The organism is Actinoplanes sp. NBRC 101535, assembly GCF_030269225.1.
GTDB classification, from domain to species: Bacteria; Actinomycetota; Actinomycetes; order Mycobacteriales; family Micromonosporaceae; genus Actinoplanes; species Actinoplanes rectilineatus.
Genome location: NZ_BSSY01000001.1, coordinates 889,548 through 914,719, shown reverse-complemented (window position 1 = coordinate 914,719; position 25,172 = coordinate 889,548). Strand labels below are relative to the sequence as shown.

General features: G+C 72.7%; 30 protein-coding genes. 21 read left to right on the top strand and 9 right to left on the bottom strand.

Going from position 1 to position 25,172, the window contains the following annotated elements; translation table 11 throughout:
• Window positions 1-19: 19 nt before the first annotated feature.
• From QSK32_RS03990 to QSK32_RS03980, 3 genes are all read left to right on the top strand, one after another.
• Window positions 20-1,189, top strand: coding sequence for an FAD-dependent monooxygenase (locus QSK32_RS03990; RefSeq protein ID WP_285471220.1), 1,170 nt, complete (start codon window positions 20-22; stop codon window positions 1,187-1,189).
• Window positions 1,190-1,283: 94 nt separating this feature from the next.
• On the top strand, window positions 1,284-2,237 hold the full coding sequence (locus QSK32_RS03985; protein WP_285471219.1) for a hypothetical protein: 954 nt from the start codon (window positions 1,284-1,286) through the stop codon (window positions 2,235-2,237).
• Window positions 2,234-2,614, top strand: coding sequence for a GntR family transcriptional regulator (locus tag QSK32_RS03980; RefSeq protein ID WP_045743701.1), 381 nt, complete (start codon window positions 2,234-2,236; stop codon window positions 2,612-2,614). The genes QSK32_RS03985 and QSK32_RS03980 overlap by 4 nt, the downstream gene beginning before the upstream one ends.
• Window positions 2,615-2,836: 222 nt before the next feature.
• On the opposite strand, the gene QSK32_RS03975 is transcribed toward QSK32_RS03980, so the two are convergent.
• Together QSK32_RS03975 and QSK32_RS03970 are read right to left on the bottom strand one after the other, a co-directional pair.
• Entirely contained in the window at window positions 2,837-2,962 is a 126-nt protein-coding gene (locus QSK32_RS03975; RefSeq protein WP_285471218.1) for a hypothetical protein, read from the bottom strand.
• A 101-nt stretch (window positions 2,963-3,063) separates the two neighbouring features.
• Window positions 3,064-3,366, bottom strand: coding sequence for an N-acetyltransferase (locus QSK32_RS03970; RefSeq protein ID WP_045743700.1), 303 nt, complete (start codon window positions 3,364-3,366; stop codon window positions 3,064-3,066).
• Window positions 3,367-3,456: 90 nt separating this feature from the next.
• On the opposite strand from QSK32_RS03970, the gene QSK32_RS03965 reads away from it, so the two are divergent.
• Together QSK32_RS03965 and QSK32_RS03960 are read left to right on the top strand one after the other, a co-directional pair.
• Entirely contained in the window at window positions 3,457-3,816 is a 360-nt protein-coding gene (locus QSK32_RS03965) for a PadR family transcriptional regulator (protein WP_045743699.1), read from the top strand.
• Window positions 3,813-4,790 carry a permease prefix domain 1-containing protein gene (locus QSK32_RS03960; RefSeq protein ID WP_285471217.1) on the top strand — a complete coding sequence of 326 codons (978 nt, stop codon included), beginning with the start codon at window positions 3,813-3,815 and terminating at the stop codon, window positions 4,788-4,790. Before QSK32_RS03965 ends, QSK32_RS03960 begins: the two co-directional genes overlap by 4 nt.
• On the opposite strand, the gene QSK32_RS03955 is transcribed toward QSK32_RS03960, so the two are convergent.
• Window positions 4,787-5,185, bottom strand: coding sequence for a helix-turn-helix domain-containing protein (locus QSK32_RS03955; protein WP_045743697.1), 399 nt, complete (start codon window positions 5,183-5,185; stop codon window positions 4,787-4,789). The genes QSK32_RS03960 and QSK32_RS03955 overlap by 4 nt on opposite strands.
• Window positions 5,186-5,331: 146 nt before the next feature.
• On the opposite strand from QSK32_RS03955, the gene QSK32_RS03950 reads away from it, so the two are divergent.
• The 6 genes from QSK32_RS03950 to QSK32_RS03925 all read left to right on the top strand — a co-directional run bounded on the left by QSK32_RS03950 (window position 5,332) and on the right by QSK32_RS03925 (window position 11,313).
• Entirely contained in the window at window positions 5,332-6,702 is a 1,371-nt protein-coding gene (locus QSK32_RS03950) for a hemolysin family protein (protein WP_045743696.1), read from the top strand.
• Window positions 6,699-7,772 (top strand): hemolysin family protein, encoded by a 1,074-nt coding sequence (locus QSK32_RS03945; RefSeq protein WP_045743695.1) that lies wholly within the window; start codon window positions 6,699-6,701, stop codon window positions 7,770-7,772. Before QSK32_RS03950 ends, QSK32_RS03945 begins: the two co-directional genes overlap by 4 nt.
• A gap of 155 nt (window positions 7,773-7,927) precedes the next feature.
• A complete protein-coding gene (locus QSK32_RS03940; protein ID WP_045743694.1) occupies window positions 7,928-8,194 on the top strand; it encodes a GlsB/YeaQ/YmgE family stress response membrane protein in 267 nt (88 codons plus the stop codon).
• A gap of 148 nt (window positions 8,195-8,342) precedes the next feature.
• On the top strand, window positions 8,343-9,434 hold the full coding sequence (locus QSK32_RS03935; RefSeq protein ID WP_285471216.1) for a TetR/AcrR family transcriptional regulator: 1,092 nt from the start codon (window positions 8,343-8,345) through the stop codon (window positions 9,432-9,434).
• The gene (locus QSK32_RS03930; protein ID WP_285471215.1) at window positions 9,434-10,009 is read left to right on the top strand and encodes a transcriptional regulator; all 576 of its coding nucleotides are present in this window, start codon (window positions 9,434-9,436) and stop codon (window positions 10,007-10,009) included. The genes QSK32_RS03935 and QSK32_RS03930 overlap by 1 nt, the downstream gene beginning before the upstream one ends.
• The gene (locus tag QSK32_RS03925) at window positions 10,006-11,313 is read left to right on the top strand and encodes a PEP/pyruvate-binding domain-containing protein (RefSeq protein ID WP_285471214.1); all 1,308 of its coding nucleotides are present in this window, start codon (window positions 10,006-10,008) and stop codon (window positions 11,311-11,313) included. Before QSK32_RS03930 ends, QSK32_RS03925 begins: the two co-directional genes overlap by 4 nt.
• Here QSK32_RS03925 and QSK32_RS03920 read toward each other — a convergent pair.
• On the bottom strand, window positions 11,288-11,851 hold the full coding sequence (locus QSK32_RS03920; RefSeq protein WP_285471213.1) for a hypothetical protein: 564 nt from the start codon (window positions 11,849-11,851) through the stop codon (window positions 11,288-11,290). The genes QSK32_RS03925 and QSK32_RS03920 overlap by 26 nt on opposite strands.
• A 221-nt stretch (window positions 11,852-12,072) precedes the next feature.
• On the opposite strand from QSK32_RS03920, the gene QSK32_RS03915 reads away from it, so the two are divergent.
• The 6 genes from QSK32_RS03915 (at window position 12,073) to QSK32_RS03890 (ending at window position 15,712) form a co-directional block, all read left to right on the top strand.
• Window positions 12,073-12,255, top strand: a complete 183-nt coding sequence (locus QSK32_RS03915) for a hypothetical protein (RefSeq protein WP_045743689.1) — start codon at window positions 12,073-12,075, stop codon at window positions 12,253-12,255.
• The gene (locus tag QSK32_RS03910; protein WP_285471212.1) at window positions 12,252-13,364 is read left to right on the top strand and encodes a sensor histidine kinase; all 1,113 of its coding nucleotides are present in this window, start codon (window positions 12,252-12,254) and stop codon (window positions 13,362-13,364) included. Before QSK32_RS03915 ends, QSK32_RS03910 begins: the two co-directional genes overlap by 4 nt.
• The gene (locus QSK32_RS03905; protein WP_045743755.1) at window positions 13,361-13,996 is read left to right on the top strand and encodes a response regulator transcription factor; all 636 of its coding nucleotides are present in this window, start codon (window positions 13,361-13,363) and stop codon (window positions 13,994-13,996) included. Before QSK32_RS03910 ends, QSK32_RS03905 begins: the two co-directional genes overlap by 4 nt.
• Window positions 13,997-14,134: 138 nt before the next feature.
• Window positions 14,135-14,965, top strand: a complete 831-nt coding sequence (locus QSK32_RS03900) for a nucleoside-diphosphate kinase (protein ID WP_045743688.1) — start codon at window positions 14,135-14,137, stop codon at window positions 14,963-14,965.
• Between the two features lie 41 nt (window positions 14,966-15,006).
• Window positions 15,007-15,153 (top strand): hypothetical protein, encoded by a 147-nt coding sequence (locus QSK32_RS03895; RefSeq protein WP_285471211.1) that lies wholly within the window; start codon window positions 15,007-15,009, stop codon window positions 15,151-15,153.
• A 25-nt stretch (window positions 15,154-15,178) separates the two neighbouring features.
• Entirely contained in the window at window positions 15,179-15,712 is a 534-nt protein-coding gene (locus QSK32_RS03890; protein ID WP_083449148.1) for a GNAT family N-acetyltransferase, read from the top strand.
• On the opposite strand, the gene QSK32_RS03885 is transcribed toward QSK32_RS03890, so the two are convergent.
• Window positions 15,705-16,007 carry a hypothetical protein gene (locus QSK32_RS03885; RefSeq protein WP_045743687.1) on the bottom strand — a complete coding sequence of 101 codons (303 nt, stop codon included), beginning with the start codon at window positions 16,005-16,007 and terminating at the stop codon, window positions 15,705-15,707. The genes QSK32_RS03890 and QSK32_RS03885 overlap by 8 nt on opposite strands.
• Before the next feature lie 128 nt (window positions 16,008-16,135).
• Here QSK32_RS03885 and QSK32_RS03880 point away from each other — a divergent pair, with 128 nt between their 5' ends.
• Entirely contained in the window at window positions 16,136-17,881 is a 1,746-nt protein-coding gene (locus QSK32_RS03880) for a hypothetical protein (RefSeq protein WP_045743686.1), read from the top strand.
• Here QSK32_RS03880 and QSK32_RS03875 read toward each other — a convergent pair.
• Entirely contained in the window at window positions 17,846-19,069 is a 1,224-nt protein-coding gene (locus QSK32_RS03875; RefSeq protein WP_285471210.1) for a sensor histidine kinase, read from the bottom strand. The genes QSK32_RS03880 and QSK32_RS03875 overlap by 36 nt on opposite strands.
• Window positions 19,070-19,180: 111 nt before the next feature.
• On the opposite strand from QSK32_RS03875, the gene QSK32_RS03870 reads away from it, so the two are divergent.
• Genes QSK32_RS03870 through QSK32_RS03860 form a run of 3 tightly spaced genes read left to right on the top strand, consistent with a single transcriptional unit; the run spans window position 19,181 to window position 21,821 of the window.
• Window positions 19,181-19,828 (top strand): DedA family protein, encoded by a 648-nt coding sequence (locus tag QSK32_RS03870; protein WP_045743684.1) that lies wholly within the window; start codon window positions 19,181-19,183, stop codon window positions 19,826-19,828.
• A complete protein-coding gene (locus QSK32_RS03865; RefSeq protein ID WP_285471209.1) occupies window positions 19,744-20,946 on the top strand; it encodes a glycosyltransferase in 1,203 nt (400 codons plus the stop codon). The genes QSK32_RS03870 and QSK32_RS03865 overlap by 85 nt, the downstream gene beginning before the upstream one ends.
• A complete protein-coding gene (locus QSK32_RS03860) occupies window positions 20,943-21,821 on the top strand; it encodes a DUF998 domain-containing protein (RefSeq protein WP_285471208.1) in 879 nt (292 codons plus the stop codon). Before QSK32_RS03865 ends, QSK32_RS03860 begins: the two co-directional genes overlap by 4 nt.
• Here QSK32_RS03860 and QSK32_RS03855 read toward each other — a convergent pair.
• From QSK32_RS03855 to QSK32_RS03845, 3 genes are read right to left on the bottom strand one after another with little or no spacing between them, the layout of a single operon-like run.
• The gene (locus QSK32_RS03855; protein WP_285471207.1) at window positions 21,748-23,343 is read right to left on the bottom strand and encodes a dipeptide ABC transporter ATP-binding protein; all 1,596 of its coding nucleotides are present in this window, start codon (window positions 23,341-23,343) and stop codon (window positions 21,748-21,750) included. The genes QSK32_RS03860 and QSK32_RS03855 overlap by 74 nt on opposite strands.
• Complete coding sequence (locus QSK32_RS03850) at window positions 23,340-24,221, bottom strand: ABC transporter permease (RefSeq protein ID WP_285471206.1); 882 nt, start codon at window positions 24,219-24,221, stop codon at window positions 23,340-23,342. The genes QSK32_RS03855 and QSK32_RS03850 overlap by 4 nt, the downstream gene beginning before the upstream one ends.
• Window positions 24,218-25,171 (bottom strand): ABC transporter permease, encoded by a 954-nt coding sequence (locus QSK32_RS03845; protein ID WP_045743680.1) that lies wholly within the window; start codon window positions 25,169-25,171, stop codon window positions 24,218-24,220. Before QSK32_RS03845 ends, QSK32_RS03850 begins: the two co-directional genes overlap by 4 nt.
• Window position 25,172 lies beyond the last annotated feature (1 nt).

Sequence of the window (25,172 nt, the reverse complement as noted above, 5' to 3'; positions counted from 1 at the left end):
ATCTTCATTGAGGTGATCGATGGACGACGTGGCGATCGTCGGTGCGGGACTGGCCGGGCTGACCCTGGCCGCAGCACTGCGTCAGGCCGGAGTGCCGGTCCGGGTGTGGGAGCAGACCCGCACGTTCGGGACGGTCGGTGCCGGGATCCAGCTGGCGCCGAACGCCACCCGCCTGCTGCACCGGCTCGGACTCCGCGACCGCCTGCGCGACACGGCCGTCCGGCCGTCGGCGATCGAGATGCGCCGGTGGGACGACGACGCGGTGATCGCCCGCACCGAGCTGGGCACCGCGTGCGAACGGCAGTTCGGCGCCCCCTATCTGACCGTGCACCGGGCCGACCTGCACGAGGCGCTGCTCGGCCTGCTCCCGCCGGGCACCGTGCGCCCGGCGTCCCGATGCGTCTCCGTGACCGAGAATGATCACGGAGCGACACTTCATTTCGAGGACGGCACCACGGACACGGCGACGCTGGTGGCCGGGGCCGACGGCATCCACTCGGCGGTCCGGGAGGGCCTCGCCACCGACCGGCCGCGGTTCTCGGGGCAGACGATCCACCGGGCGCTGGTGCCCGCCGGCCGGGTGCCCGAACTGCTGGTGGATCCGAAGGTGGTGCTCTGGCTGGGGCCGGACCAGCACGCGGTGAGCTATCCGGTGGCCGACGGGCGGCTGGTCAGCTTCGGGGCGACCGTGCCCGCCGCGACGTGGCGGACCGAGTCGTGGACGGCCGCCGGCTCCCCCGGCGATCTGGCCGCTGCCTACGACGGCTGGCATCCGCAGGTCCGCCGGCTGATCGACGGCGTCGACACGGTCAGCCGGTGGGCGCTGCACGACCGCGACCCGGTCCCGCACTGGAGCGGCCGGCACGTCACGCTGGTCGGCGACGCCGCTCATCCGATGCTGCCGTTCGTCGCACAGGGCGCCAACCAGGCGATCGAGGACGCCATCATCCTGGCTCGCTGCCTGACCGAAACGGATCTTTCCATTCCCGAAGCCCTTCAGCGGTACGAGCAGCTGCGGCGCGAACGGGTCGACCGGGTGCACGGGCTGTCCCGTGGCAACGCCACCACCTTCCACGTGGACGACGGCGCCGGACGGCGGGAACGCGACGACACCCTGGCCGCCGAGCGCCGCTTGCAGGAGCAGGCCTGGCTCTACGGGTACGACGCCGCCGAACTGCCCATCCGGTGACACGACGGCACAAGTTGTATCACTCATTTGACACAAGTTCCGGGGCGGTCGCATAGTCCTTGTATCGCATCGCTGATACAAACGGAGGCACCCCATGTCCGGCCTGATACTGCTGAGCGCGTTGCTCGTGGCCGCCCTCGGCGCCGCAGCCGCCCTGGTCGTGACGTTCGTGGGCCGTTCGCGCCGCCGCTCCCCGATCACCGCCGGGGCAGGCAGCCCCGGGACCGGTGACCTCGGCACGGGCAGCGCCGCGGTGCTGGGACAGGTCCGGCGGGTCACCGCCGCCTGGCGCTGGGCCGGGTTCCTCGCCGGTGCCGCCGCGGCCGGGGCGACCGTCGCCATGGACGGCCTGGGTCGCGGGTTGCTGCTGGCGGCGCCGGTGTTCGCCTGTTTCGTGCTGGCCGGGGTGCTGGCCGGCGAGTTCAGCATCCTGCCGCCGGCCGGCGAGACGCGAACCGCGACGCTGGAGGTCCGCCGGATCCGCGACTACCTGCCACGGGCGCTCACCACCGTCGTCACCGTCGCCGGCGCCGTCCTGGTCCTGCTCGTCGCCGCGGTCACCGCCGCCGGCAGCCCCGACGACCTCGGGCGCGCCGGCCGCACCCTGACCCTGCAGTGCACACCGGACTCGTGGGTGAGCCGCGGACCGTGGCCCGGGTCGCACTACACCGCTCCCCTGGCGATCCTCGTCGTCCTCGGCCTGGCCGGCGCCGCCGTCGCCCTCCGCAAGGTCACGCTGCGCCCCCGGGCGGGCGTCGCCCCCGGGCTGCGCGACCTCGACGACCGGATCCGGCACCGGGCCGGCCGCGCGATCGTCGCCACCGCCGGCATCCTGATCGCCCTCCCCCTGACCGGGGTCAGCGTTACCGCCGCCGGAGCACTCGCCGGCATCCCGTGCCTGTCACCCGGCTGGTCCACGGTGGCCGCACCGGCGCTGTCCCTCCTGGCCCTGGCCTCACTGGCCTTGCTCGGCTGGTGCGCCGCCGCAGTATTCCTGCCCGCCGCGGACCGGCCCGCCACGGCTCCCGTCGGGGGACCGGCCGCATGAGCCCCGCGCCCGCGCTGGCCGTGGTGACCAGCGATCCCACACCGCCGTACGAGCAGCTGCGCCGCCAGATCGCCACCCTGATCCAGAGTGGTGTGCTGGCCGAGGGCGACCGGTTGCCGCCGCTGCGCCAACTCGCCGCCGACCTGGGGCTGGCCGTGGGGACGGTGGCACGCACCTACCGGGAACTCGAGGCCGCCGGTCTGGTCGTGTCCCGCCGGGGCGGCGGCACCACGGTGGCCCGCGCGCCCGCGGTTCCCCCATCGGACCGGGGCCGCCGACTCGAGGACCTAGCCGCACGGTTCACCCAGGAGGCCCGCCTGCTGGGCGCAACCGACGACGAGATCCTCACCGCGGCGGCCCGTTCGCTGGAACGGTAGCCTGCGGCGAGTACACCCGAACCCACCGGCGGCTTCCTGGCCGACCGGATGCACGGCATGTCCCATGGCATCACCACCCCCGCCACGGGACTACGGCACTGAGCAACAAAAACCGACGTCCACCGGATCGCAGGAACACCACGACCACCGCGAGCGTCGGAGAACACAGCAGTCACCGGACGACAGGAGCGCAACGGTCACCGGGCAGCGAGAGCACGGCGGTCAGGGCGCGTCGGCGGAGATTCCGTTGGCGGCCATCCCCAGGGCGAGCGTGACCATGAACGCCCCGGCCGCGGGCCACGACGAGGCCTGGTCACCGGGGTTCTCGGGCGGCGGATCCGGGGTCACCTCGCCAGGCTGGGCCGAGCCCGGGGACGGAAGGACCGAACTGGCGGAGGGCCACGGGACGGCGCTTTATGCGTACCCCAGAAAGGGCGTGAGAGGGACGCTCAGCGCACGCGGCGGGTGGAGCGGGCGACCAGTTTTTCAAACGCCGGGTTCTTGTCGAGCCAGGCGCTGAACAGCGGGCACATCGGCACGACCGTGCGGCCTTTCGCCTTGGCGTCCTCCATGGCGGCGCGGGCCAGGGCAGCGGTGACCGCGGCGGCGTCGGCTCCGGGGGACGGCGACGTGTGCGTGAAGACGACGATCGGGCCGGTCAGCTGGTAGGTGAGCACGCCGACGACCTCGCCCGCGCTGTCGCGTGCCTCGAATCTCTCGCGCTCGGGCGCTTCCGTGACGGTGAGTTCCACCTGGTCATCCCACCACACCCCACTCACGATGAGCAGCGCGCAATGAAGTGCCGCTTGCAATACTGTGTCACGCACACTATCGTTTCTGGCATGACAATGGATGCGACGCTCTCCAGTCACCTGCAGGAGCTGCGCCGCGGCACGGTCGTCGTCGCGAGTCTCACCGTCCTGCGCACCCCGGGATACGGATACTCGCTGCTCGAAACGCTGAGCGCGGCCGGTTTCGAGGTGGAGGCGAACACCCTCTACCCCCTGCTGCGGCGGCTGGAGACACAAGGGCTGCTGACCAGTTCGTGGAACACCGACGAGGCCCGGCCGCGCAAGTTCTACCGCACCACCGAGCAGGGCGACGCCATCGCCGGCGCGCTGCGCGACGAGTGGTCGCGACTGGATCATGCGGTCGCCGGCCTCGACACCCCCACCGGCACGACCACAGGGAGCGACCAGTGACCACCCTCATCGACCGCTACGTCTACACCGTGCTGCGCCGGGTCCCTGAGCAGCAGCGCACCGACATCGAGCGCGAGCTGCGCGCCTCCATCGACGACGCGGTCGAGGCGCGGGTCGGGGCCGGCGACGCGTCGGACGCCGCCACCGAACAGACGTTGCTCGAGCTGGGCGATCCCGATCGACTCGCCGATGGGTACGCGGAACGCCCGCAGTATCTGATCGGGCCGGAGTTCTATCCCACCTGGACGCGCCTGACCAGGACCCTGCTGCTGACCGTCCTGCCGATCGTCGTCACCGTGATCGTGGTGGTGGGCGTGCTGGAGGATGGTGCGACCTTCGGGTCGGTGCTCGGTTCGGCGATCGGGTCCGCGCTGACCGTGGCCGCCCACATGGTGTTCTGGACCACCGGTGTCATCTGGCTGCTGGAACGCACCGGTTCGGCGGCCGGCCCGGTCCTCGGCAGACGCCCGTGGACCCCGGCCGACCTGCCGAAGTACGAGCCCGGCCGGATCACCGCCGTGGAGTTGGTCGGCACCCTGCTCTGGCCGGTGCTGGTGATCGTCGGCCTGGTGCTTCAGCAGTTCACCTTCACCGATGTCCCGGTGCTGGACCCGGCGAACTGGACGTTCTGGTGGCCGTACTTCATCGGGGTCATGATCCTGGAGGTCGGATACGGGATCTGGCTGTTCCGCGGTCAGGCCTGGAACCACACGGTGACCGCGGTGAACGCCGCGATCGGGGTGCTGTTCGCGGCCCCGCTGGTGTGGCTGGTCACCACCGACCGGTTCTTCAACCCGCAGTTTCTGGCCGGGCTGCACTGGGGCGACGTCGACCCGGACCGCTGGCTGACGTTCGGCACCCTCGCGGCGACCGTGATCGGCACCGTCTGGGGCGTGATCGACGTCGCCCTGCGCGCCGAGCGGGCCCGGCGGGGGCGGCCGGGACAGGTCCCCGGAACCGCCCCGATGATCTAGACGATCGGGGAGTCGACGATCGTCAGGGCGAGGTCGATGAGGGCGTGGGCGCGGGCGCTGATCAAGGTCAGCAGTGCCTGCGCCTGCGGCGTGTTCACCGCCTGGGCCTGCAGCGCCGCCACCCCGGCGACCAGGTGATCGAGGCTGGCCGGCAGATCGGCCGGGACCGCCGAGGGCCCGTTCAGGGCACCGGCGATGTCCTGCAGGCTCAGACCGTGCGTCTCCAGCTGTTTGATCGTGGTGATGGTGTCGACCGCCGCCGGGTCGTAGAGGCGGAAACCGCCGCCGGTCCGTTGTTCGGTCCGCAGCAGGCCGAGCTGGGTGTAATAGTCGACGGTCCGGGTACTGACGCCCGCGTGAGCGGCGAGCTCGCCGATGCGCAGCAGTTCGTGCATGTGGCCCCCAGCTGGTCGTCTCCCAGCGACCATACAGTCGCGCGTGCTAGTTTGCGGTGCGTGTCTGATGGTACGGATGCGGGTTGTAGTACCCGGCCGGGAGTGACCCGGCGCTTTGTCCACCGCTGCGAGAGCGGTGCCGCCCTGTGTTGATCGCGATCGGTATTCTCACGATTGTCCTCCTCACGGCGGCAACCGGCTATTTCGTGGCCCAAGAGTTCGCCTACGTGGCGGTCGACCGGGAACGTCTGCGGGTGATGGCGGACAACGGTGACGTCGCCGCCCAGCGCGCACTCACGGTCACACAGAAACTGTCCTTCGTCCTCTCCGGGTCACAGGTCGGCATCACGGTGACCGCCCTGCTGGCCGGTTACGTCTCGGAGCCCTTCCTCGGCGAGGGGACGGCGGAGCTGCTCGGCATGACCGGTCTCTCCGAGGCCGTGACCACCTCGATCTCCACCGTCTTCGCGCTGCTGTTCGCCACCGTCGTCCAGATGGTGCTGGGCGAGCTGGCGCCGAAGAACCTGGCGATCGCCAAACCCGAGACCCTGGCCAAGGCCCTGTCCCGGTCCACCCTGATCTACCTGACCGTGGTCGGTCCGCTGATCCGGGTCTTCGACGCCACCGCCACCCGGCTGCTGCGCGCCCTCGGCATCGAGCCGGTGGAGGAGCTGCCCCAGGGCGCCACCTCCGAAGACCTCGACCGGATCATCGCCGACGCGAGCAGCCACGGTGCTCTCGACGAGCACTCCGCCCGGCTGCTCGACCACGGCCTCGACTTCCGGACCCGCACCGCGGCCGAGTCGATGCGCCCGCGGGTCGACGTGACCACCATCGGCGCCGACGAGCCGGCGTCGCGGGTCGTCGAGCTGCTGGACACCGGGCATTCCCGGTTCCCGGTGATCGGTGACGACGTCGACGACGTGATCGGCATGATCTCGATCGCCGACGTGGCCGCGATCGCCGCCGAGGAGCGCGCCGGCACCCCGGTCCGCGGCCTGGCCACCACGCCGGTGGTGATCCCCGAGTCGGCGCGGCTGCCCGAGGTGCTCAACCTGCTCAAGGCGCAGCACCGGCAGACCGCGATCGTCGTCGACGAGTACGGCGGCTTCGCCGGCATCATCACGCTCGAGGACGTGGCCGAGGAGCTCGTCGGCGAGATCCGCGACGAGGACGACCTGCCCGAACCGGTCATCGAGAAGGCCGGCGACGGCACCTGGCTGGTCCCCGGCCGGGCCCGCGTCGACGAGATCGCCGAGGCGACCGGCATCCGGCTTCCCGACGACGACATGTACGACACGGTCTCCGGTCTCATCCTCGCCCGGCTGGGTCACCTGCCCGCCGCGCACGAGGAGATCGAGGTGGAGCTCCCGCCGCAGATCGACGAGGACGGCAGCCCGCTGCCGCAGGGCGTCGCCCGGCTGACCGTGGTCGCCGTGCACCGCCACGTCCCCGACCGGATCGCGCTCACCGTGGTCCACGAGCACAGCGAGTCCGACGGGCAGGTTCCGGCATGAGCACCACCTGGTCACTACTGATCTCCGTGCTGCTGCTGGCCGTCAACGGGTTCTTCGTGGCCGCCGAGTTCGCCCTGGTCGCCGCGAAACGGCATCGCCTGGAGAACGCGGCCGCCGAAGGATCCCGGGGCGCCCGCGCGGCACTCGCCGGCACCCGGCAGCTGTCGATGATGCTGGCCGGTGCGCAACTCGGCATCACCCTGTGCACGCTGATCCTGGGCGCGCTGGCCAAGCCGACGGTGGCGCACCTGCTGGAGCCGGTGTTCACCGCGCTGGGCCTGCCGGACCAGGCGGCGTACGTGGTGGCGTTCGTCATCGCGGTCGTCCTGGTCGGCTTCCTGCACGTGGTGGTCGGCGAGATGGCCCCGAAGTCGTGGGCCATCTCCCACCCGGAGACCTCCGCGCAGCTGCTGGCGATCCCGTTCGTCGGATTCACCACGGTGCTGCGGCCGCTGCTGGCGGCGCTCAACGGCCTGGCCAACGCCTGCCTGCGGCTGGTCAAGGTGACCCCGCAGGACGAGCTGGCCCAGGTGCACAACGCCGAACAGCTCCGGATGCTCCTGGAGACGTCGAAGGAACACGGCACGATCGCGGACGCCGAGCACGAACTGCTCACCGCGATGCTGAAGGTCCAGTCGACGACGGTCCGTGAGGTGATGGTCCCGACCGCGGACATCGTGACGGTGCCGGCCGACGCCGACGCCCGCGCGATCGAGCTGCGGAGCACCGCGACGGGCCGGTCCCGCCTGGCGGTGACCGGTCCGGACCAGACGATCGCCGGGGTGGTGCACCTGCGGGACGCGGCGAAGGCGACCAGTCAGGGCCGGTCGGAGACGGCGCAGAGCCTGATGACGGCGCCGTTGCCGCTGTCGTCGGAGACGAGCGTGCTGGACGCGATCGCGGCGATGCGGCAGCGGCGGGGGCACCTGGCCCTGGTCGCGGACGACGACCGTGTGATCGGCCTGGTCACCCTCGAGGACCTGCTCGAGCAGGTGATCGGCCAGTTCGACGACGAGACCGACCCGGTGATCGAGGCGGCTCGTAAGGCGGGCCGCACCGCCACCAGGTGATCCGTTCACCACAGCGGGCCGCCGGATTCCGGCGGCCCGCTGTCTTCCGCCCGTTTCCCGGCCCGCTGAAGATCATCGGCATGGCCCTCGTCACGTTTGGCGGACGGTGATCTTCGGGAATCCCTCTGTCACCCCCTAGTCACCAAGGAGCTGACATGGAGATCACCGGCTTCTTCGCTGCCGTCATCATCGGTCTGATCGTGGGCGCGCTCGGCCGCCTCGTCGTGCCCGGTAAGCAGAACATCCCGATCTGGCTGACCCTGCTGATCGGTGTGGTCGCCGCCCTGATCGGTACGTTCCTGGCCGCTGCCCTGGGCGTCGCCGAGACCCCCGGCATCGACTGGATCGAGATCTTCCTGCAGATCGGTCTCGCCGCTGTGGGTGTGGCCCTGGTCGCCGGCGTTCGGGGCCGTCGCCCGTAAACGCCCCTCCTCTGCTTTCCGCGCCCGCCGTGCCCGTCACGGCGGGCGCGGCCCGTTCTGCATGATCGGAGAATCCAGATGTTCTCGTCATCTGGATGATGCGATCATCGGGATGGTCGGCGTATCGTCGCACCGTGCTGGAGACACGATGGCTCGTCTGACACGGGCCCGGCTACAGGCGCGCACCCGCGCCGCCATCCTGACCGCTGCCGCCACCGAGTTCACCGAGCGCGGCTACGCCGACACCACGGTGGACCGGATCGCCGACCGGGCGGAGCTGACCCGCGGCGCCGTCTACTCGAACTTCCCCGGGAAACGCGCCCTCTACCTCGCCGTCCTGCTCGACTCCGTGCATCGTGCCGCCGCCGGCACCCCGGTCCCCCGGACCACACCGGAGACCGTCGAACCGGCCGCGAAGGCGTTCGCCGCCGTCTGGCTCGAGCGGCTCCCGCTCGCCGGTGACAGCACCGCCGCCGGGCGTCTGCGGTCATGGTCACCGGCCGGGCTGTTCGACGACGACGCCGGCCGGACCACCCTCGGCGGGCTGCTCCGGGTCGAGAGTGTGCTGCTCGCCCAGGCGCTGGAGACCCGCGGTCCCGGCGCCGGCCACCGTCTGCGGCTGGCCGAGCTGATCCTCACCCTGCTGCACGGCGCCGGTGATCTGGCCGCCGTCGCGCCCGGGTTCGGTGACCCGTTCGAGGTGGCGAACGCGTGCGGCCGGCTGGCCACCGCCGACCTGGTCGAGGAGTGGGATCCGCCCTACCTGGGCTTCGTCGCACCGGCCCTGGCCTGTGACGACCCGTGGTCGCCACCCGGCCCGCTGGTCGACGTGGTGACCGGGCAGCCGGCCGGGTTCGGCGGGGACGGTGTGGTCGTCGTCCTGGGCTCGGCGCGGCTGGGTTCGGTGGTGGAGGCGGTCCGGTCGGCGCGCCCCCACGACGCGCTCACCATCGCGGTGACCGTCACCGACCCGGATGTCGGCGCGCTCGTCCGGTTGCGCCTCGCCGACATGGGTGCCTGCCTGGCCCGGGTGTTCGAGCCGGTGCGTCTCCCCTCGGTCCGGGTGGTGCTCGACGACGACCGGGAGCTCAGCACCGCGGCCGGTGTGGACCGGGCGTCCGTCTCGGACCAGACCGAGGCGGCGATCCTGATCCGGGACGGCGCGGTCGTCGCCCGGGCGGAGGGCCGGGGCGCCGCTCACGCCGCGGCCACCGCCCAGCTGCGCACCGGGAGCCGCTGATGAGCGTGCCGGTGCTGCACGCGCTGCGGTGCATGGGGTTCGCCGAGTCGCCGCGGATCGCCGGCGCCTGCGGGGCTCCTGAGGCCGAGGTGGAGTCACAGCTCATCGATCTGGCGGTGGCGGGGCTCGTCACGCGTACCCCGGGTGGTTTCGGCGGTTGGGGGTTGACCGGCGCCGGGAAGCGGGAGGACGCCCGCCGGGTCCACGCCGAGGTGGAGGCGGCCGGGGCGCGGGCGGCGCTGACCGCGGGCTACCAGCGTTTCCTGGTGCTCAACCCGGAGCTTCTCGATCTGTGCTCGGCGTGGCATCTGCGTCCGGGCGCAGCCGGTGATGCCGGCTATGACGCGCGGGTGATCGGCAGGTTCGCCGATCTGGACCGACGGGCGGCCGCGGTCTGCCGCGACCTGAGTGCGGCGCTGCCGCGTTTCGCCACTTACCGGGTACGCCTCGGCGACGCGCTCGCCCGTGCCCAGGGCGGCGAGGTGGAGCATCTGACCGACAGCATGACCTCGTATCACAGTGTGTGGTTCCAGTGGCACGAGGATCTGCTGTGCACGCTGGGGATTCCGCGGTGACTCCGGTGCGCCCGCTGTCACCGGATCTCCGGGAGCCGCCGGCGGTCATCGGGGCCAAGGCGCACGGGCTGGCGGTCATGATGCGCCTTGCGCTGCCCGTACCCCCGGGATTCGTTCTCGGAACCGACGCCTGCCGTGAGTCTCTGCGCGACGGCCGGCTTCCGGCGGGTTTCGGCGAGGCGCTGCGGGGGCTGGAGTCGGCCACCGGGCGGGTCCTCGGTGACGCGGAGCGGCCGCTGCTGGTGTCGGTGCGGTCCGGGGCTGCCGTGTCGATGCCCGGCATGATGACCACCGTCCTCGACGTTGACCGCACATCCGTGCTGGTGGACGCGGTCCGGACCGTGTTCGGGTCGTGGCACTCCCCGCGGGCCACCACCTACCGGGAGATCCACGGCATTCCCCACGACGGGGGCACCGCCGTGATCGTCCAGGCCATGGTCAGCGGTCATCGCGACCGGCACAGTGCCGCCGGGGTCGCGTTCAGCCGGGATCCCCGCTCCGGTGCCCCGCAGCCGTTCGGGGAGGTGGTGTTCGGCCGGTCCGGCGACGCCGTGGTCTCCGGCCGGGCCGGCACGCTGCCGCTGGCCGCGCTCGCCGAGCGGATCCCGGGCGCGGCGGAGGCGCTGGCCGCAGCCCTGGACCGCCTGGAGCGGCACTACCGGGACGCCTGCCAGGTGGAGTTCACCGTCGAGTCCGGCCGGCTGTGGCTGCTGCAGGTGCGTCCCGGCGGCTACACCGGCCGGGCCGCGGTCCGTGTCGCCGTGGACCTGGCCGAGGAGCAGCTCATCGACCGGGACACCGCCCTGGACCGGATCACCCCGGCTGCCGTACGCGCCGCCCGGGTCCCCCGCCTGACCGGCACCGCCGTGCTCACCCGGGGGCAGGGGGCGAGTCCCGGCGTGGCGAGCGGCCGGATCGCGGTGACCGCGGACCGGGCCGCCGTGATGGCCGCCGACGGGCCGGTGATCCTGGTACGCCCGCACACGTCCCCGCTGGACATGCACGGCCTGGCCGCCGCCGCGGGTGTGCTCACCGTCCTCGGCGGCCCGGCCTGCCACGCCGCCGTGGTGGCCCGGTCGATGGGCCGTCCCGCGGTCGTCGGTGCGGGCGCGGTGACCGTCGACGAGGCCGCGGGCCGCATCCGGGTCGGCGAGCGGGTCCTGCCGGAGGGCACCGTGATCACGGTGGACGGCACCGGCGGTGAGGTCGTCCTGGGGCACGCCGAGGCCACCACGGCCGAAGACCCGCACCTGACCCGGCTGCTGGAGTGGGATCGGGTCAGGAGGGCGCCACCTCGGTCGTGAACACCGAGGTGGCACCGGACGCCAGCCGCACCGACACCGTCAGCCGGGTCGTCCCGGCCCGCTCGGGCGTCGCCACCGCGGTCAGCGCCAGCCCGTCGCCGACGGGTTCCACCTCGACGTCGCGGTCGACGCCACCCACGCGGGCCCGGGCCGACCAGCCGGTGACCGCGCCCTCGCCGCTCTCCGCACACAGGTGGACCAGGGTGGTGCCGTGCGCGTTCTCGGTGCGGATCCGCAGCGTCCCGTGGCTGTCGGTGAGGGCCTGCGACGTCCGGGCCGGGCAGGGCCCGTCCGGCGCCGGCTCGATCATGTCGAGGCCGGCGAGCACGGCGCTGACCCCGGTGATCAGGATGAGGACGGTCAGCATCGACCGGTGGACCATCCCGCGCCGGGGCGGGCCGACCGGGTGGCGGCGTGCCTCCATCAGCAGGAGCCCGCCGCGATGGCGGACCAGCACATGCGGCCTGATCCCGGACCGCGGATTCCCCCGGCAGTAGTGGCGTACCGACGCCGGCCTCTGTCCCTCGGCCATGATCACCGCGTCTTTCCCTGTGGTCGGTGTCGCTACAGCCTTCTACGGCCGCTCGGGCGGGCGTACACCGGGTCCCCGCGTGGTGGGGGTCCACCAGGGTTGGTGGTGCGCGGCGCGGTCCCGATCGCGGCCGGCCGGGCCGCCGACGGGACTGGTGGGTGTCTCCACCCGGATCTCCACCCTTCGAGGGAGCCGTTCCCCCGGGGGCGGTCCCTAGCGTGCCTGGCATGGACATCACTCGTGTCATCGGTGCCGTTGTCAGCCGGGCTCTGGAGGAACGCGACGGGAAGGGCCGGGGGCGGGCGTTCGCCGCCGTCGCCGGGATTCTGGTCGTGGCCGGGCTGGTCTTCGTCGCCTATCGTCTGTTCGTGCTCGACCTGATTCTGACCCTGGTGCGGGACCGCGGTTGAGGCCGGTCCGGCGGCTGGCGGAGATGGTGTGGCGCGACGACCCGGAGACCGGCCGGCTCGTCCGGGTCGTGGTCAGTGGCCTGCTGGTGTGGGCGCTGGCCGTCCTGGCCCCGGCCGGTGTCCGCCCGGTGCTCGGGGCGGCCCTGGCCGGCTGGGTGCTGTTCCTGGTGGCCGACCGGCGATGGCCGCGGGCCGCCCGGGCCGGGCTGGCCGCCGCGGCCCTCGTCAGCGCCACGGTGGCCGCCGTGCCGGACGAGACCGCGGCGCTGCTGTTCCTCTACACGACCCTGTTCACCTTCGTGCTGTTGCCGCGTACCCCGTGGTGGCCGGTCGTCGCCTTGGCGGTGACCGTCCTGGCCGTGTTGCTGGCCGGTCTGGGCCTCGCCGGCCGTGGTGCCGGCGAGATCGCCGGGCAGGCGGCGCTGATCGTCGTCCTGGTGCTGTTCAATCTGCACCGGCGGGAGCATCGGATGCGCGCCGACGAGGCGTTGCGGTCGCGGGAGGCACAGGCGAGGGCCGCGGCCCTCGACGAGCGGGCCCGGATCGCCCGGGAGTTGCACGATGTGCTGGCGCATTCGCTCGGTGCGCTCGGCGTCCAGTTGGAGGTGGCCGAGGCCGAGCTGACCGAGCGGAACGACGTGGCCGGGGCGGCGGCCCGGATCCGCCGGGCCCGTATTCTTGCCGGGGACGGCCTGGTGGAAGCCCGGTCGGCGGTGGCCGCGCTGCGGGACGACGTGCCGCCACTGGCGCGGGCCCTCGCCGATCTGGTCGAGGCGCACCGGACGGACCACGCCGCCGCGGTCACCCTGCGTGTCGAGGGTGCGCCGCGCCGGCTCTCGTCCGGGGCGGAGGTGTCGTTGTTGCGTACCGCGAGGGAGGCCCTGACCAATGCCGGGCGGCATGCGCCCGGCGCTCCGGTGACCGTCGTCCTCGATCTTCGCGGGCCGAAGGCCCGGCTCACGGTGGGCAATCCGCTGCGTGATCCGGTTCCGCTTCGTTTCGGGTACGGCCTGAGCGGTGCCCGTGAGCGGCTGGCCCTGGTCGGCGGCACCTTGGAGGCGGGCCCGGCCGGTGATGGGTGGACCGTGGTGGCGGAGGTTCCGGCGTGACCGGCCCGGCGCCGCTGCGGGTCCTGGTCGTCGACGACCAGCTCCTCGTCCGGGAGGGGCTGACCGCCCTGCTCGGGCTCATTCCCGGCCTGGCCGTGGCCGGGGCGGCGGCGGACGGCGCCGAGGCCCTGGAGATGATCGCCGCGGAGCAGCCCGACGTGGTCCTGATGGACCTGCGGATGCCGGTCCTGGACGGGACGGCGGCCACCTCCCGGATACGGGATCTCTTCCCTGCCGTGGCGGTGGTGGTGCTGACGACGTATGCCGACGACGATTCGATAGCGGGTGCCCTGGCGGCCGGTGCCCGCGGCTACCTCACCAAGGACGCCGGCCGGGCCGCCATCGAGACGGCCGTGCGCGCCGCCGCGACCGGTCATGCCGTGTTCGATCCGCTGGTCGCGGCGCGGCTGGCCGATGCGATGGCCCGCCCGGCGGCGCCGCCCGGCCGTCTCACCCCGCGGGAGGCCGAGGTGCTCGGGCTGATCGCCCGCGGGCGCACCAACGCGGAGGTCGCCGCCGCCCTGTTCGTCACCGAGGCCACCGTCAAGACACACGTCAACAACGCCTTCGCCAAGATCGGTGCTCGTAACCGGACCGAGGCGGCCGCCTGGGCCACCCGCCACCGGCTCTGAATTCGCCACGCCGGGGCGGGGAGGTGTGCGCCGCGTCTAGGATCGGGGTGGCCAGCCACCACTGCGAGGAGTCCGGGCATCAACAACGTTCTGAGCCGTCTCCTGCCCGGAAGCACCAAGCCCTCCGAGCGTGCGGTCGTGCTGCTCAAGCCCGACTGCCTGGAGCTGGGACTGGTCGGTGAGGTGGAGCGGGCGATCGCCGCGCAGAAACTCGTCATCACCTGCCGTCACCATCTGACCCTGAACGCCGGCGACATCCGGTTCCTCTGGTCGGAGTACTCCGATGCCGGCAACGCGCTGACCCTGGCGCTGCTGGACCGTTATCTGACCCACGAGCCGTCCGAGGTGCTGCACCTGCGCGGCCCGGACGCCTTCGAGGCGGCCCGCCGGGTCAAGCGGACGATCCGGTCGCGGCACGCCGAGGGGCCGTTCGCCAACGTGGTGCACGCCGCCGAGCGGCGCGGTGAGCTGGCCCGGCAGGTGACCCGCCTGTTGTGGCGGTGTGAGGCGTGTTCGTCGCCGTTCGTCTCCGGGGAGGATCCGAACAACGCGCCCCGCCCGCACGGCGAGGACTTCCGGGCCCTGGTGGATCTGCCGAAGTTCGTCGACGACGTGTGGCCGAGTCTGCGGGAGGCGGAGGCGCCGCCGCCGTTCCGGCTCGGCCCGGGTGTCGCCGGCACGGCCGTCTACCTGGGCTGGGATCCGGCGCATTCGCTGGATTCGGCGGTCACCGCGCTGCGGCAGGCGCTGCCCGGCATCCACCTGGCGCACGCCCTGCTGCACGTGCTGCACGCGTCGCGGACCGGGGACCATCCGGTGGCCACCGGCGACCCGGCGGCGCTGGAGCACTGTGTGCGGGCTCTCGCGGCGCACGGGTTCCACACCACGCGGATCGGGCCGTACCGGACGGCGGCCACCGCCTGGGTCCGCGATCCCGACCATGAGCAGGGAAATCTCGACCATCTGTGATACCTTCGCGGACCTCACGACGGACATCGGGGGGTGGCATCATGATCGGATTGTTGGCCGGGCTGGGCACGGCGGTGGTGGCGCTCGCGGTGGTCGTGGCGGCCCGGCGCCGCCGGGGCTCCGGCAACTCGGGTGTGCGGACGGCACCGTTCGCCGGTGTGCGGGAGCACCCCGACAACCGGGGCTGACGACCGTCGCTGTGACAATGCATCGATGATCACTTTGACGACGGAACGGCTGATCCTGCGCGGCTGGCGCGACGACGACCTGGACGCGCTCGCCGCGATCAACGCCGACCCCGAGGTGATGCGGTACATCATGGACGGGCAGGTCCGTGACCGGCAGCAGACCGAGGCCGGCCTGCGCCGCTTTCAGGCGGGCTGGGCGGAGAACGGTTACGGCATCTTCGCCATCGAGCGCGACGGCGAGCTGCTGGGCTGGGCCGGTCTGGCCGTGCCGACGTTCCTGCCCGAGATCATGCCGGCCATGGAGATCGGCTGGCGGCTGGGACGGCACGCGTGGGGTCAGGGGTACGCCACCGAGGCGGCCGCCGCCGCGCTGCGTTTCGGGTTCGAACAGCCCGGCCTGGACCGGATCGTCAGCATCCGGCACATCGACAACGACCGGTCGGCCCGGGTGATGACGAAACTCGGCATGACCCACGAGCGCGACACGGTCGTACCGGAGGTGAACCAGCCGGTGGCGGTGCACGCCATCACCAGGGAGCAGTACGGCAGGCTCAGCTGACCGACATCCGGATCAGCGCGTTCCCGCCGAGCAGCAGGACGTCCGCGCCGGCGACCAGGGCCATGCCCAGGTTCAGCCGGCGCGACGCCTCGACCGGGTCCTTCTCGAGGACACCGCGGATCGTCTGGAGCACCGCCACCACCACCAGCGGGATGCCGACGATCAGCAGGTAGCCGACCTGCGACGGGGTGTTGCCGCGCAGCACCAGCAGGCTCACCATCACCGCCGGCAGCACGCCGAAGAACAGCACGGCGAGCGGTGCGTACCAGCGCAGCCCACGGGCCGGGTCCGTCATCAGTCCTCCAAGCAGTAACCACCGAGCGAAGCCGCGGAGATCGTATCCGGGTGGGTACCGGACGGCCGCGAGCGCGGGGCCGATAGCCTCGGCGGGCGACATGCTGTTCCGGAAGGGAAGACCCGGTAGTGGACGACCTGCGCCTGTTGCGCGCCTACGAACCGGTGGCCCGGTTCACCGAGGGTGAGTATTTCTTCCCGGTGTCGGTCGACAGATACGTCAGCCGGGCCAGCCTGTGGCGGATCGAGCCGGGCGAGAGCCCGGTGGAGGAGGTCCCGGCCGGCGGGCTGACCCTGGACACCCTGGCCGAGGTGGCCGCCGCCGACGAGGGTCTGCGTCATTCGCTGTCCGGGATCGGCACCGACACGAAACTGGCGCACATCCCGTTGCGGGAGCGTCCGCCGCATCTGCGCCGGGCGAGCCGGCTGGCCGCGGTCGGTCTCATCGCCCGCCTGGTGGACACCGTCAACCGGGCGTCGTTGTTGTTCCGCGGGAGCCTGCCGGGCGGCAGCGCGGCCCGCTCGTTCCTGCTGCAACGTGACCATCTGCGGCCGGAGCAACCGGTCTACTACGGCCGGGTGGTCCGTGACGGCCCGTGGATCGTCTGCCAGTACTGGTTCTTCTACAGCTTCAACAACTGGCGGTCGGCGTTCGGCGGTGTCAACGAGCACGAGGCCGACTGGGAGCAGGTGACGATCTACCTGGACGGCACCGGTGTGACCGGCCCGGACGGGGTGCCGCCGGCCCGCTGGGTGGTGTATTCGGCGCACGACGAGACCGGCGACGACCTGCGGCGGCGCTGGGACGACCCGGACCTGACCCTGGACGGCGGGCGGCATCCGGTGGTGTTCGTCGGCGCCGGGTCGCACTCCGGCGCCTACGTGCCGGGCGACTACCTGATCACCGTACGGCCGCCGAAGCTGCGCGGTGTGGTGAACGCGCTGCGCTGGTCGGCGCGGCTGCTGGCGCCCTGGTCGGCGGAGCACAAGCCGCAGGTCGGCATCCCGTACATCGACTACGCCCGCGGTGACGGCCCGGCGATCGGCCCCGGCCACGAGCAGTCCTGGGAGCCGGTGGTGATCGGCGACGACACCCCGTGGGTGCGGGGTTTCCGCGGCCTGTGGGGACGCGACACCCGGGACCGCCTGGGTGGCGAACGCGGCCCGGCCGGCCCCCGCTACGACCGGGACGGATCAGTGCGCCCGTCGTGGGCCGACCCGGTCGGCTGGGCCGGGCTGGCCAAGGTCGCCCCGAACCCGGACGCCGAACGCGAACTGGTGGAGATCCGCCGGCAGCGCAACGAGAAGCGGCTCGCCGACCTGGACGCCGAGATCGGGGTGCTGCACGATGACCTGGCGGTCGGCGCGGCCGGGCTGCCGGCCGGCTCGCCGGAGGTGCGGGCGCTCTTCGACGACGAGCGCAAGCTGCTGAACCTGCGCCGGGAACGGACCCGTCTCGCCGACGAACAGGCCCGGACCGTCACCGACCTGCCGCTGTCCGAGCATCCGCACGCGCACCTGCTGCACCGCCGGGTGCCGATGGAGCCGGCGGTCGGGGTCCGCGCCCGGACGTTGTCCTGGTGGGCGGTGGCGAGCACGCCGCTGATCCTGTGGGCGGCCGGTTCGGCGCTGTCTCCGTTCGAGGGCATCGGCGCGAAGGCCACCGCCGGCATCCTGCTGCTCGCACTGCTGGTGGTGGAGGGCCTGGTCCGCGGCAAGTTCCTGGCCGTGCTGCTGCGCCTGGTGGCGGCGGCCGCGGTGGTCGGTGTGCTGGTGCTGCTCTGGGTCGACGGCCGGTACGTGGTGACGTTCGCGTTCTTCGCCGCCGCGCTGATCGTGTTACTGGTCAACATCCGGGAGTCGTTGCGCCGGTGAGTCGGCGGGCAGCGGGAACCGGGCCACCACCCGGTACCCGCCGTGCGAGTGCGGGCCGGTCCACATGGTGCCGCCGGCCAGCCGGGCCCGTTCGCGCATGCCGATCAGCCCGTGGCCGGGGTGCTGGGGTTCCTCGATCGGGCGGGCCGGCCCGGTGGGGCGGCCGTTGACGACCTCGACCAGCAGTTCGGTCCCGGACGCCGCCACCTTGACCCGTGTCGCCGCGCCCGGGGCGTGCCGGACCACGTTGCTCAGCGATTCCTGGACGATGCGGTACGCCGCCAGGCCGACCGTGTCGGGCAGCGCCGACGACGGGAGGTCACCGGTCACCTCCACGTCGACCGGGATGCCGCCGCGTCGGGCGGACGCGGCCAGTTCGCCCAGCCCACCCAGGTCGGGCACCGGGTGCAGTTCCGGTCCGGCGGTCTCCTCGCGCAGCACCGCCAGCAGCCGGCGCATCTCGCGCAGGGTGGTACGGGTGTCCGCCGCGATGCGGGAGAACTCGGCCCGCGCTTCGGGGTCGAGGCCGGGCAGGCGGTACGCCGCCGACGTCGCCTGCATGTGGATGACCGACATGCTGTGGGCGACCACGTCGTGCAGTTCCCGGGCGATCCGGCCGCGTTCCTCGACCAGCGCCCGTTGCGTCTGTTCCAGCAGCACGTCGCGGCGGGCCGACACCAGTTCGCGGTGCACGGCGGCCCGCTGGCTCCACAGGATGGCGCCGAAGAGCACCAGCACCGAGTTCGTCGCGTAGATGATCAGCGACGCTTCGGCGTGGTCCAGGCCCCGGCCCAGCGGGTCGGCGACCACCAGCACGATGCAGAAGAACGCGCTCGCCCACCAGGTCGCCACCGCCTCCTTCCACGGGCAGCGCGCCCCGATGAGCCCGATGTGCAGGACCAGCACCACCAGGACCGGCACCGGCAGCGGCCAGATGCCGTCGGTGTCGGTGTCCGACCAGGAGAACATCGCCACCCCGGCGAACTGCAGCACCGTCGCCGGGTGCGGGCGCAGCAGCACCAGGGGCAGGGCCGCGCACTGGGCGCTCGCCGCCATGTAGGCGAGCAGCACCGGCACCTCGTACACCGATGTCGTGATCGTCGCCGTCGCCACCAGCAGCAGGCCGGCGCTCAGTCCGAGCAGCAGCCACCACTGCATCCGGACCGGCCGTGCGCCATTCGTCCCCACCGCTAGGACGGTACCGGTGGAACCCCTACGGGAGAGTCCTCCGCCGGAGGCACCCGACCCCCTACCGCGGGGTGACGACCCGCGCGGTGTCCGAGATCGATTCTTCTCGGTATGGATCCGACGCAGGCGTACGCGATGCTCGGCCCTCTGGTCCTCCTCGAGGGCCCGGTCGCCACGGTGACCGCCGGTTCGCTGGTGGGGGCCGGTCTGCTCCGGTTCTGGCCGGCGTGGCTGATCGTGGTGGCGGCCGAGGTGCTCGGGGACAGCCTGCTGTGGCTGCTGGGTCGCTGGGGCCGGCATCCGCGGGTCCGGCCGCTGCTGGCGCGGCTCGGCATGACGGACGCGCGGCGGGACCGGTTCACGGCCGCGGTCGCCCGTTCCCTGCCCCGGATGGTGATCACCGCGAAGCTCGTCGACGTGGTGGCGCTGCCCGCGTTCGTCGCCGCCGGACTGGCCGGGGTCCGGTTCGGACGGTTCGCCGCCCTGGTGACCGCGGCCGCCGCCGTGCGGGCCTCGGTGCTGGTCGGCCTGGGTGCCGCGGCCGGCGCGCACCTGACCGGCCTGCTCGCCCGGCCCGGCGGGTTCCTGCTGGTCACCGCCGTGGTGGCGGTCCCGGTCGCGCTGGTCCTGCTGACGATCCGACTTCGCGAGAAACGACACGAGAGGCGACACGCATGCGCATCCTCATCGGCGCCGACACCTACGCCCCGCACGTCAACGGCGCTTCCTACTTCGCGCAGCGGCTCGCCGGCGCGCTGAACCGCGAGGACGGCGCCGACGTCCACGTGGTCTGCCCGGCCGACGGTGTCCGCAGCACCACGCGGGTCACCGCGGACGGGATCACCGAGCACCGGATCAGGTCGCTGCCCGTACCCGGCCATCAGGGTTTCCGGTTCTGCCTGCCGGTGGCGTTGCGCCGGGCCGCCGGGCGGATCCTCGACGAGGTCCGGCCGGACGTGGTCCACGTGCAGAGCCATTTCCCGGTCTGCCGGGCGCTGGTGGACGCGGCGTGTGAGCGGGGTGTGCCGGTGGTCGCGACGAACCATTTCATGCCGGAGAACCTCACCCACTACCTGCCGGTCGGGGACGCCGGGCGGCGGCTGGTGCACGAGTGGGCCTGGCGTGACGCCGCCCGGGTGTTCGCCAAGGCCGACGTGGTGACCGCGCCGACGCCGTACGCCGCCGCCCTGGCGACCCTGGCCGGGGTGCCCGGCCCGGTGCTGCCGATCTCCTGCGGCATCGATCTGCGCCGGTTCCGGACGGCCATGGCGGCCGACGGGTTCCGGACGGCCACGCCGGCCGGCGAGTTCCGGCTGCGGCACGGCATCCCGGCGAAGCCGACGGTCACCTACGTCGGGCGGCTGGACGCGGAGAAGAACCTGGACGTGGTGCTGCGGGCGTTCGCCGAGGTGGCGGTGGACGCCCACCTGGTGCTGGTGGGGGCGGGCGCCGAACGCCACCACCTGGAAGAGCTGGCAGAGAAACTGGATATCACGAGAAATACGACCTTCACGGGTTTCGTGCCGGACGACGAGCTGCCCACCGCGTACGCCGCGACCACCGTGTTCGTCAACGCCGGCACCGCCGAGCTGCAGAGCCTGGTCGTCCTGGAGGCGATGGCCAGCGGCCGTCCGGTGGTCGGCGCCGACGCGGCCGCCCTGCCGCACCTGGTCGTCGACGACGAGACCGGCTACCTCTTCCCGCCCGGTGACCACGCCGCGCTCGCCGCCCGGCTGCGGACCGTCCTCGCCGACGAGGCCCGCGCGCAGGCCCTCGGCAAGCGGGCCCGCCAGGTCGCCGAGCAGCACGACGAGGCCCGGACCGTCGCCGCGTTCCAGCAGCTGTACGCCCTGCGCGCCGGCGTGACCGTCCGGTGACCGTCGTCGCCCGCGACGTCGCCCGCTGGTACCGCAACGCCCTGGCCGGGCTGGTCCTGTCCGCGGCGGCCGGCGCCGGCATGCTGGTCACCGGGGATGTCGACCCGATGGATCAGATGCTCAGCGACGTGGTGGGTTCCCCGGCCGGCGCGGTGCTGCTGGCGTTCTCCGCGTGCGCGCTGGCGGTGTCCGCCGCCTGGATCGCGGTCGGCGCCCGGCGGTCCCTGCCCCGCGATCCGCGGCTCACCGGGCTGCTGACGTGCTGGGGTGCCGGCCTGGTCGGGGTGGCCGTCTTCCCGACGAACCTGCCGGGCGCCCCGGTGACCGTCGACGCGGTCGTTCACCGGGGCAGCGCCGCGGTGGTGGCCGTCCTGCCCCCGGTCATCGCGCTGCTGGTCGCGCAGTCGGCGGGCAGCCGGGCGCTGCGGGCGGCGGCGTTCACCACGATGGCCGCGTGCGCCGTGTTCGGGGCGGTGAACGCCCCCGCGTTCCTGGGCGGCACCGGCCTGCCGCCGTACGCGGGGCTCGCCGAGCGTCTGCTGCTGGCGATGGTGCTGCTGGTGACGGCGCTGACCGCGTACACCGTCAAAACGGCCGGGCGGACCCTGCGGTGCGAGATCTGCGGGAGGCCGCTCTCTGCCGTCGCTTTTCCCCGGGGTACGCGCATGCCCTCACCGTTTCGCGTCAGAGGTGACTCCGGCGTCCTCCCGATAGGAGAGTCCCGCCACGGCGGTCACGAGACGCCGGTGGCCGTCCACCACGAGCAGACTCTCGTGCGTACCCGCGGAAGGATCGCGGCGGTCAGAGGGCATCGGCACGCCGGCCGGGGATGGCGTCGATCAGTTCCCGGGTGTATTCGCTGGCCGGGTTGGTGAACACGGTCGCGACCGGGCCGTCCTCGACCACCCGCCCGCCGTTCATCACGCTGACCGTGTGCGCGAGGGAGGCGACCACCGCCAGGTCGTGCGACACGAACAGGTACGAGAGGCCGAGGTCGCGTTGCAGGTCGGCGAGCAGCCCCAGGATCTGTTCCTGGACCAGCACGTCGAGGGCGGAGACCGGCTCGTCCAGCATGATCAGGTCAGGTTCCAGGGCGAGCGCGCGGGCGATGGCGACCCGTTGCCGCTGGCCGCCGGAGAGTTCACTGGGCAGCCGGTCCAGGTAGGAGACGGGCAGCGCCACCTGGTCGAGCAGTTCCCGGGCCCGGGCCTGCCGGGAGCGCCGGGTGCCGACCCGGAACGACTGCAGCGGCTCGGTGATCGACTGGCCGACGGTGAACTTCGGGTCGAGGGTGGCGAACGGGTCCTGGTGCACCAGCTGGGCCTTGCGGCGCAGTGGCCGGAACGCGCGCCAGCTCAGGCCGGCCGTCTCGGTGCCGTCGAGCACCACCGAGCCGCTGGTCGCCGACTCCAGCCCGAGCGCGATGCGCAGCGTGGTCGTCTTGCCGCAGCCGGACTCGCCGACCAGCGCGTGGGTGCGCCCGCGCGGCACGGTCACGCTGACGTCGTCGAGGGCCCGGAACGTGCCGAACGTCTTGCCGACGCCGGTCAGGGTGAGGATCGGCGCGGGCTGCGGCTGGTCACGGACGTCGAAGCGCGGCACCACCCGGCCGCCGTGGGCGAGACGCGGCGCCGCCGCGATCAACGTCCGGGTGTACGCCTGAGCCGGGTCCCGCAGGATCGCCCGCGGGTCGCCCTCCTCCACCTTGCGGCCGTGCCGCATGACGACCACCCGGTCCGCGCGGTCCGCCGCCACCGCCAGGTCGTGCGTGATGATCAGCAGCGCGATGCCCCGGTCGCGGACGAGGCCGCCGAGGTGGTCGAGGATCCGCTTCTGCACAGTCACGTCAAGCGCGCTGGTCGGCTCGTCCGCAATGATCAGTTTCGGGCGTCCGGCCAGGGCGATGGCGATCAGGGCGCGCTGCCGGAGACCACCGGACAGTTCGTGCGGGTACTGCCGGGCCCGCAACTCGGGGTCCGGCACACCGGCCTGCTCCAGGAACGTGATCGCTTCCGCGTACGCCGCAGGCCGGGAGACACCGCGCAGGGTGACCGCCTCGGCGACCTGATGGCCCACCCGCTGCGTGGGGTTGAGGCCCACCATCGGATCCTGCGGGATCAGGCCGACCACCGACCCGCGCAGCCTACGGAGGGTCCGTTCGCCGGCGCCCGCGGTCTCGACCCCGTCGATGATCGCCGAGCCGGCGGTGATCCGCCCGCCGGCCGGCAGCAGACCGATCAGCGCGTTCGCGGTGGTGGTCTTGCCGGAGCCGGACTCGCCGACGATCGCGACCACCTCGCCGGGCGCCACGTTCAGATCAAGTCCGGTCACGGCCGGGTGCACCTGCCGGCGCCGCAGATAGCCCACGTCCAGTCCGGTGATCGACACCAGCGTCATCGGGACAGCTCCTGGAAGGTCTTGGAGAGGTGATTCAGGCTGAGCACCAGCAGCGCCACGAACACCCCGGGCAGCAGGCTGAGCCACCAGGAGGTGATCAGGTAGTTGCGGCCGTCGGCGATCAGCGTGCCCCACTCGGCGGCCGGCGGGGCCGCGCCGAACCCGAGGAAGCTCAGCGACGCGATGGCGATGATCGCCACGCCGGCGTCCAGGACGGCGAGCACAGCGACCGGCCCCCACGCGTTCGGCAGGATGTGCCGCAGCAGCACCCGGGCCCAGGACGCGCCGCCGGCCCGCGCCGCCTCCACATAGGGCAGGGTCTTGACCCGCAGCACCTCGGCACGGGTGGTCCGGGCGAAACCGGGGACGATGCCGACACCGACGGCCACCGCGACCGGGAGCGTGCCGTACCCGAGGGCGGTGACGATCGACAGCGCGAGCAGCAGGCCGGGGATGGCCAGCAGCACGTCGACGAACCGCATCAGGATCGAGTCGGTGAGCCCGGCGAAGAACCCGGAGACGATGCCCAGCCCGAGGCCGGCGACCCCGGCGATGCCGAGCGCGATCAGGGTGGCCCGGATGGTCAGCGCCGAGCCGTGCAGGACCCGCGACCACAGGTCCCGGCCGTAGATGTCGGTGCCGAACAGGTGGTCCGCGCCGGGCGGCAGCATCGCCGAGGCGGGGTCGGTGGCGTACGGGTCGTAGCCGGTGAACCAGCCCGGCCGGAACGCCGAGATCAGCACGAACGCCACCCAGGCGGCCGCGATCAGGAACAGTGGCCGGCGGATCAGCTGGGCGGTGGTGGCCCGCAACCCGGAGATCTCACGCGTCTCGGTGGGCGCGTCCACCACCACCGGTTCGACGACCTGAGCTGTCACAGCAACGTCCCCTCCCCCGCCGTGATCCGCGGGTCGAGCAGCGGGTAGAGCAGGTCGACGATCAGGTTGACCAGGACGAACACGGTCGCGGCGAGGGTCACCACGGCGAGCACCACCGGCACGTCCTGGGAGAGCACCGCCTCCTGGGCGAGCCGTCCCACGCCTTCCCGGGTGAACACCGTCTCGGTGACGATCGAACTGGTCACCGCCGTCCCGATGATCACGCCGAGCAGGGTCATCGCGGGCAGCGCGGCGTTGCGCAGGGCGTGCTTGAGGTGGACGGCCGAGCGGGACAGGCCCTTGGCGCGGGCGGTGACGATGTACGGCTGGCGCAGCGTCTCGTCGAAGCTCTTGATCAGCACCTGGGCCAGCACCGACGATGCCAGCACCGCGATGGTCAGCACCGGCATCACCAGCGCCGCGATCCCCTCGGTGCCGGTGGCCGGGAACCAGCCGAGCTGGAACGAGAAGAACTGGATCAGGAACAGCGCGATGAAGAACTGCGGGAACGACGCGCCCACCGCGGGCAGCCGGGTGAGCAGCACCCGCAGCGGGCCGAGCCGGACGAACGTGGCCAGGTAGGCCAGCACCGACCCGAACAGCAGCGCGGTCACCGCGGCGGCCGCGCTGAGCTGCAGGGTCGGGCCGATCCGGGCGCCGATCAGGTCGGTCACCGGCTGCCGGGTGGTCAGCGAGATCCCGAAGTCGCCGTGGAGCACACCGGTCAGGTGGTGCCAGTACTGCGCGCCGACCGACCGGTCCAGCCCGAACGCGGCCTTCATCCCGGCCAGTTGCTCCGGGGTCAGGCTGTCCTCCTGGACGCCCGCGGCGGCCAGTTGCAGCTGCATCGGGTCGCTGGGCAGCAGGTAGAGGATGGCGAAGGTGAGCGTGTACGCGGCCCAGAGGACCACGGCGGCCTGCAGGACGCGCCCCACGACGTACCGGGTCATC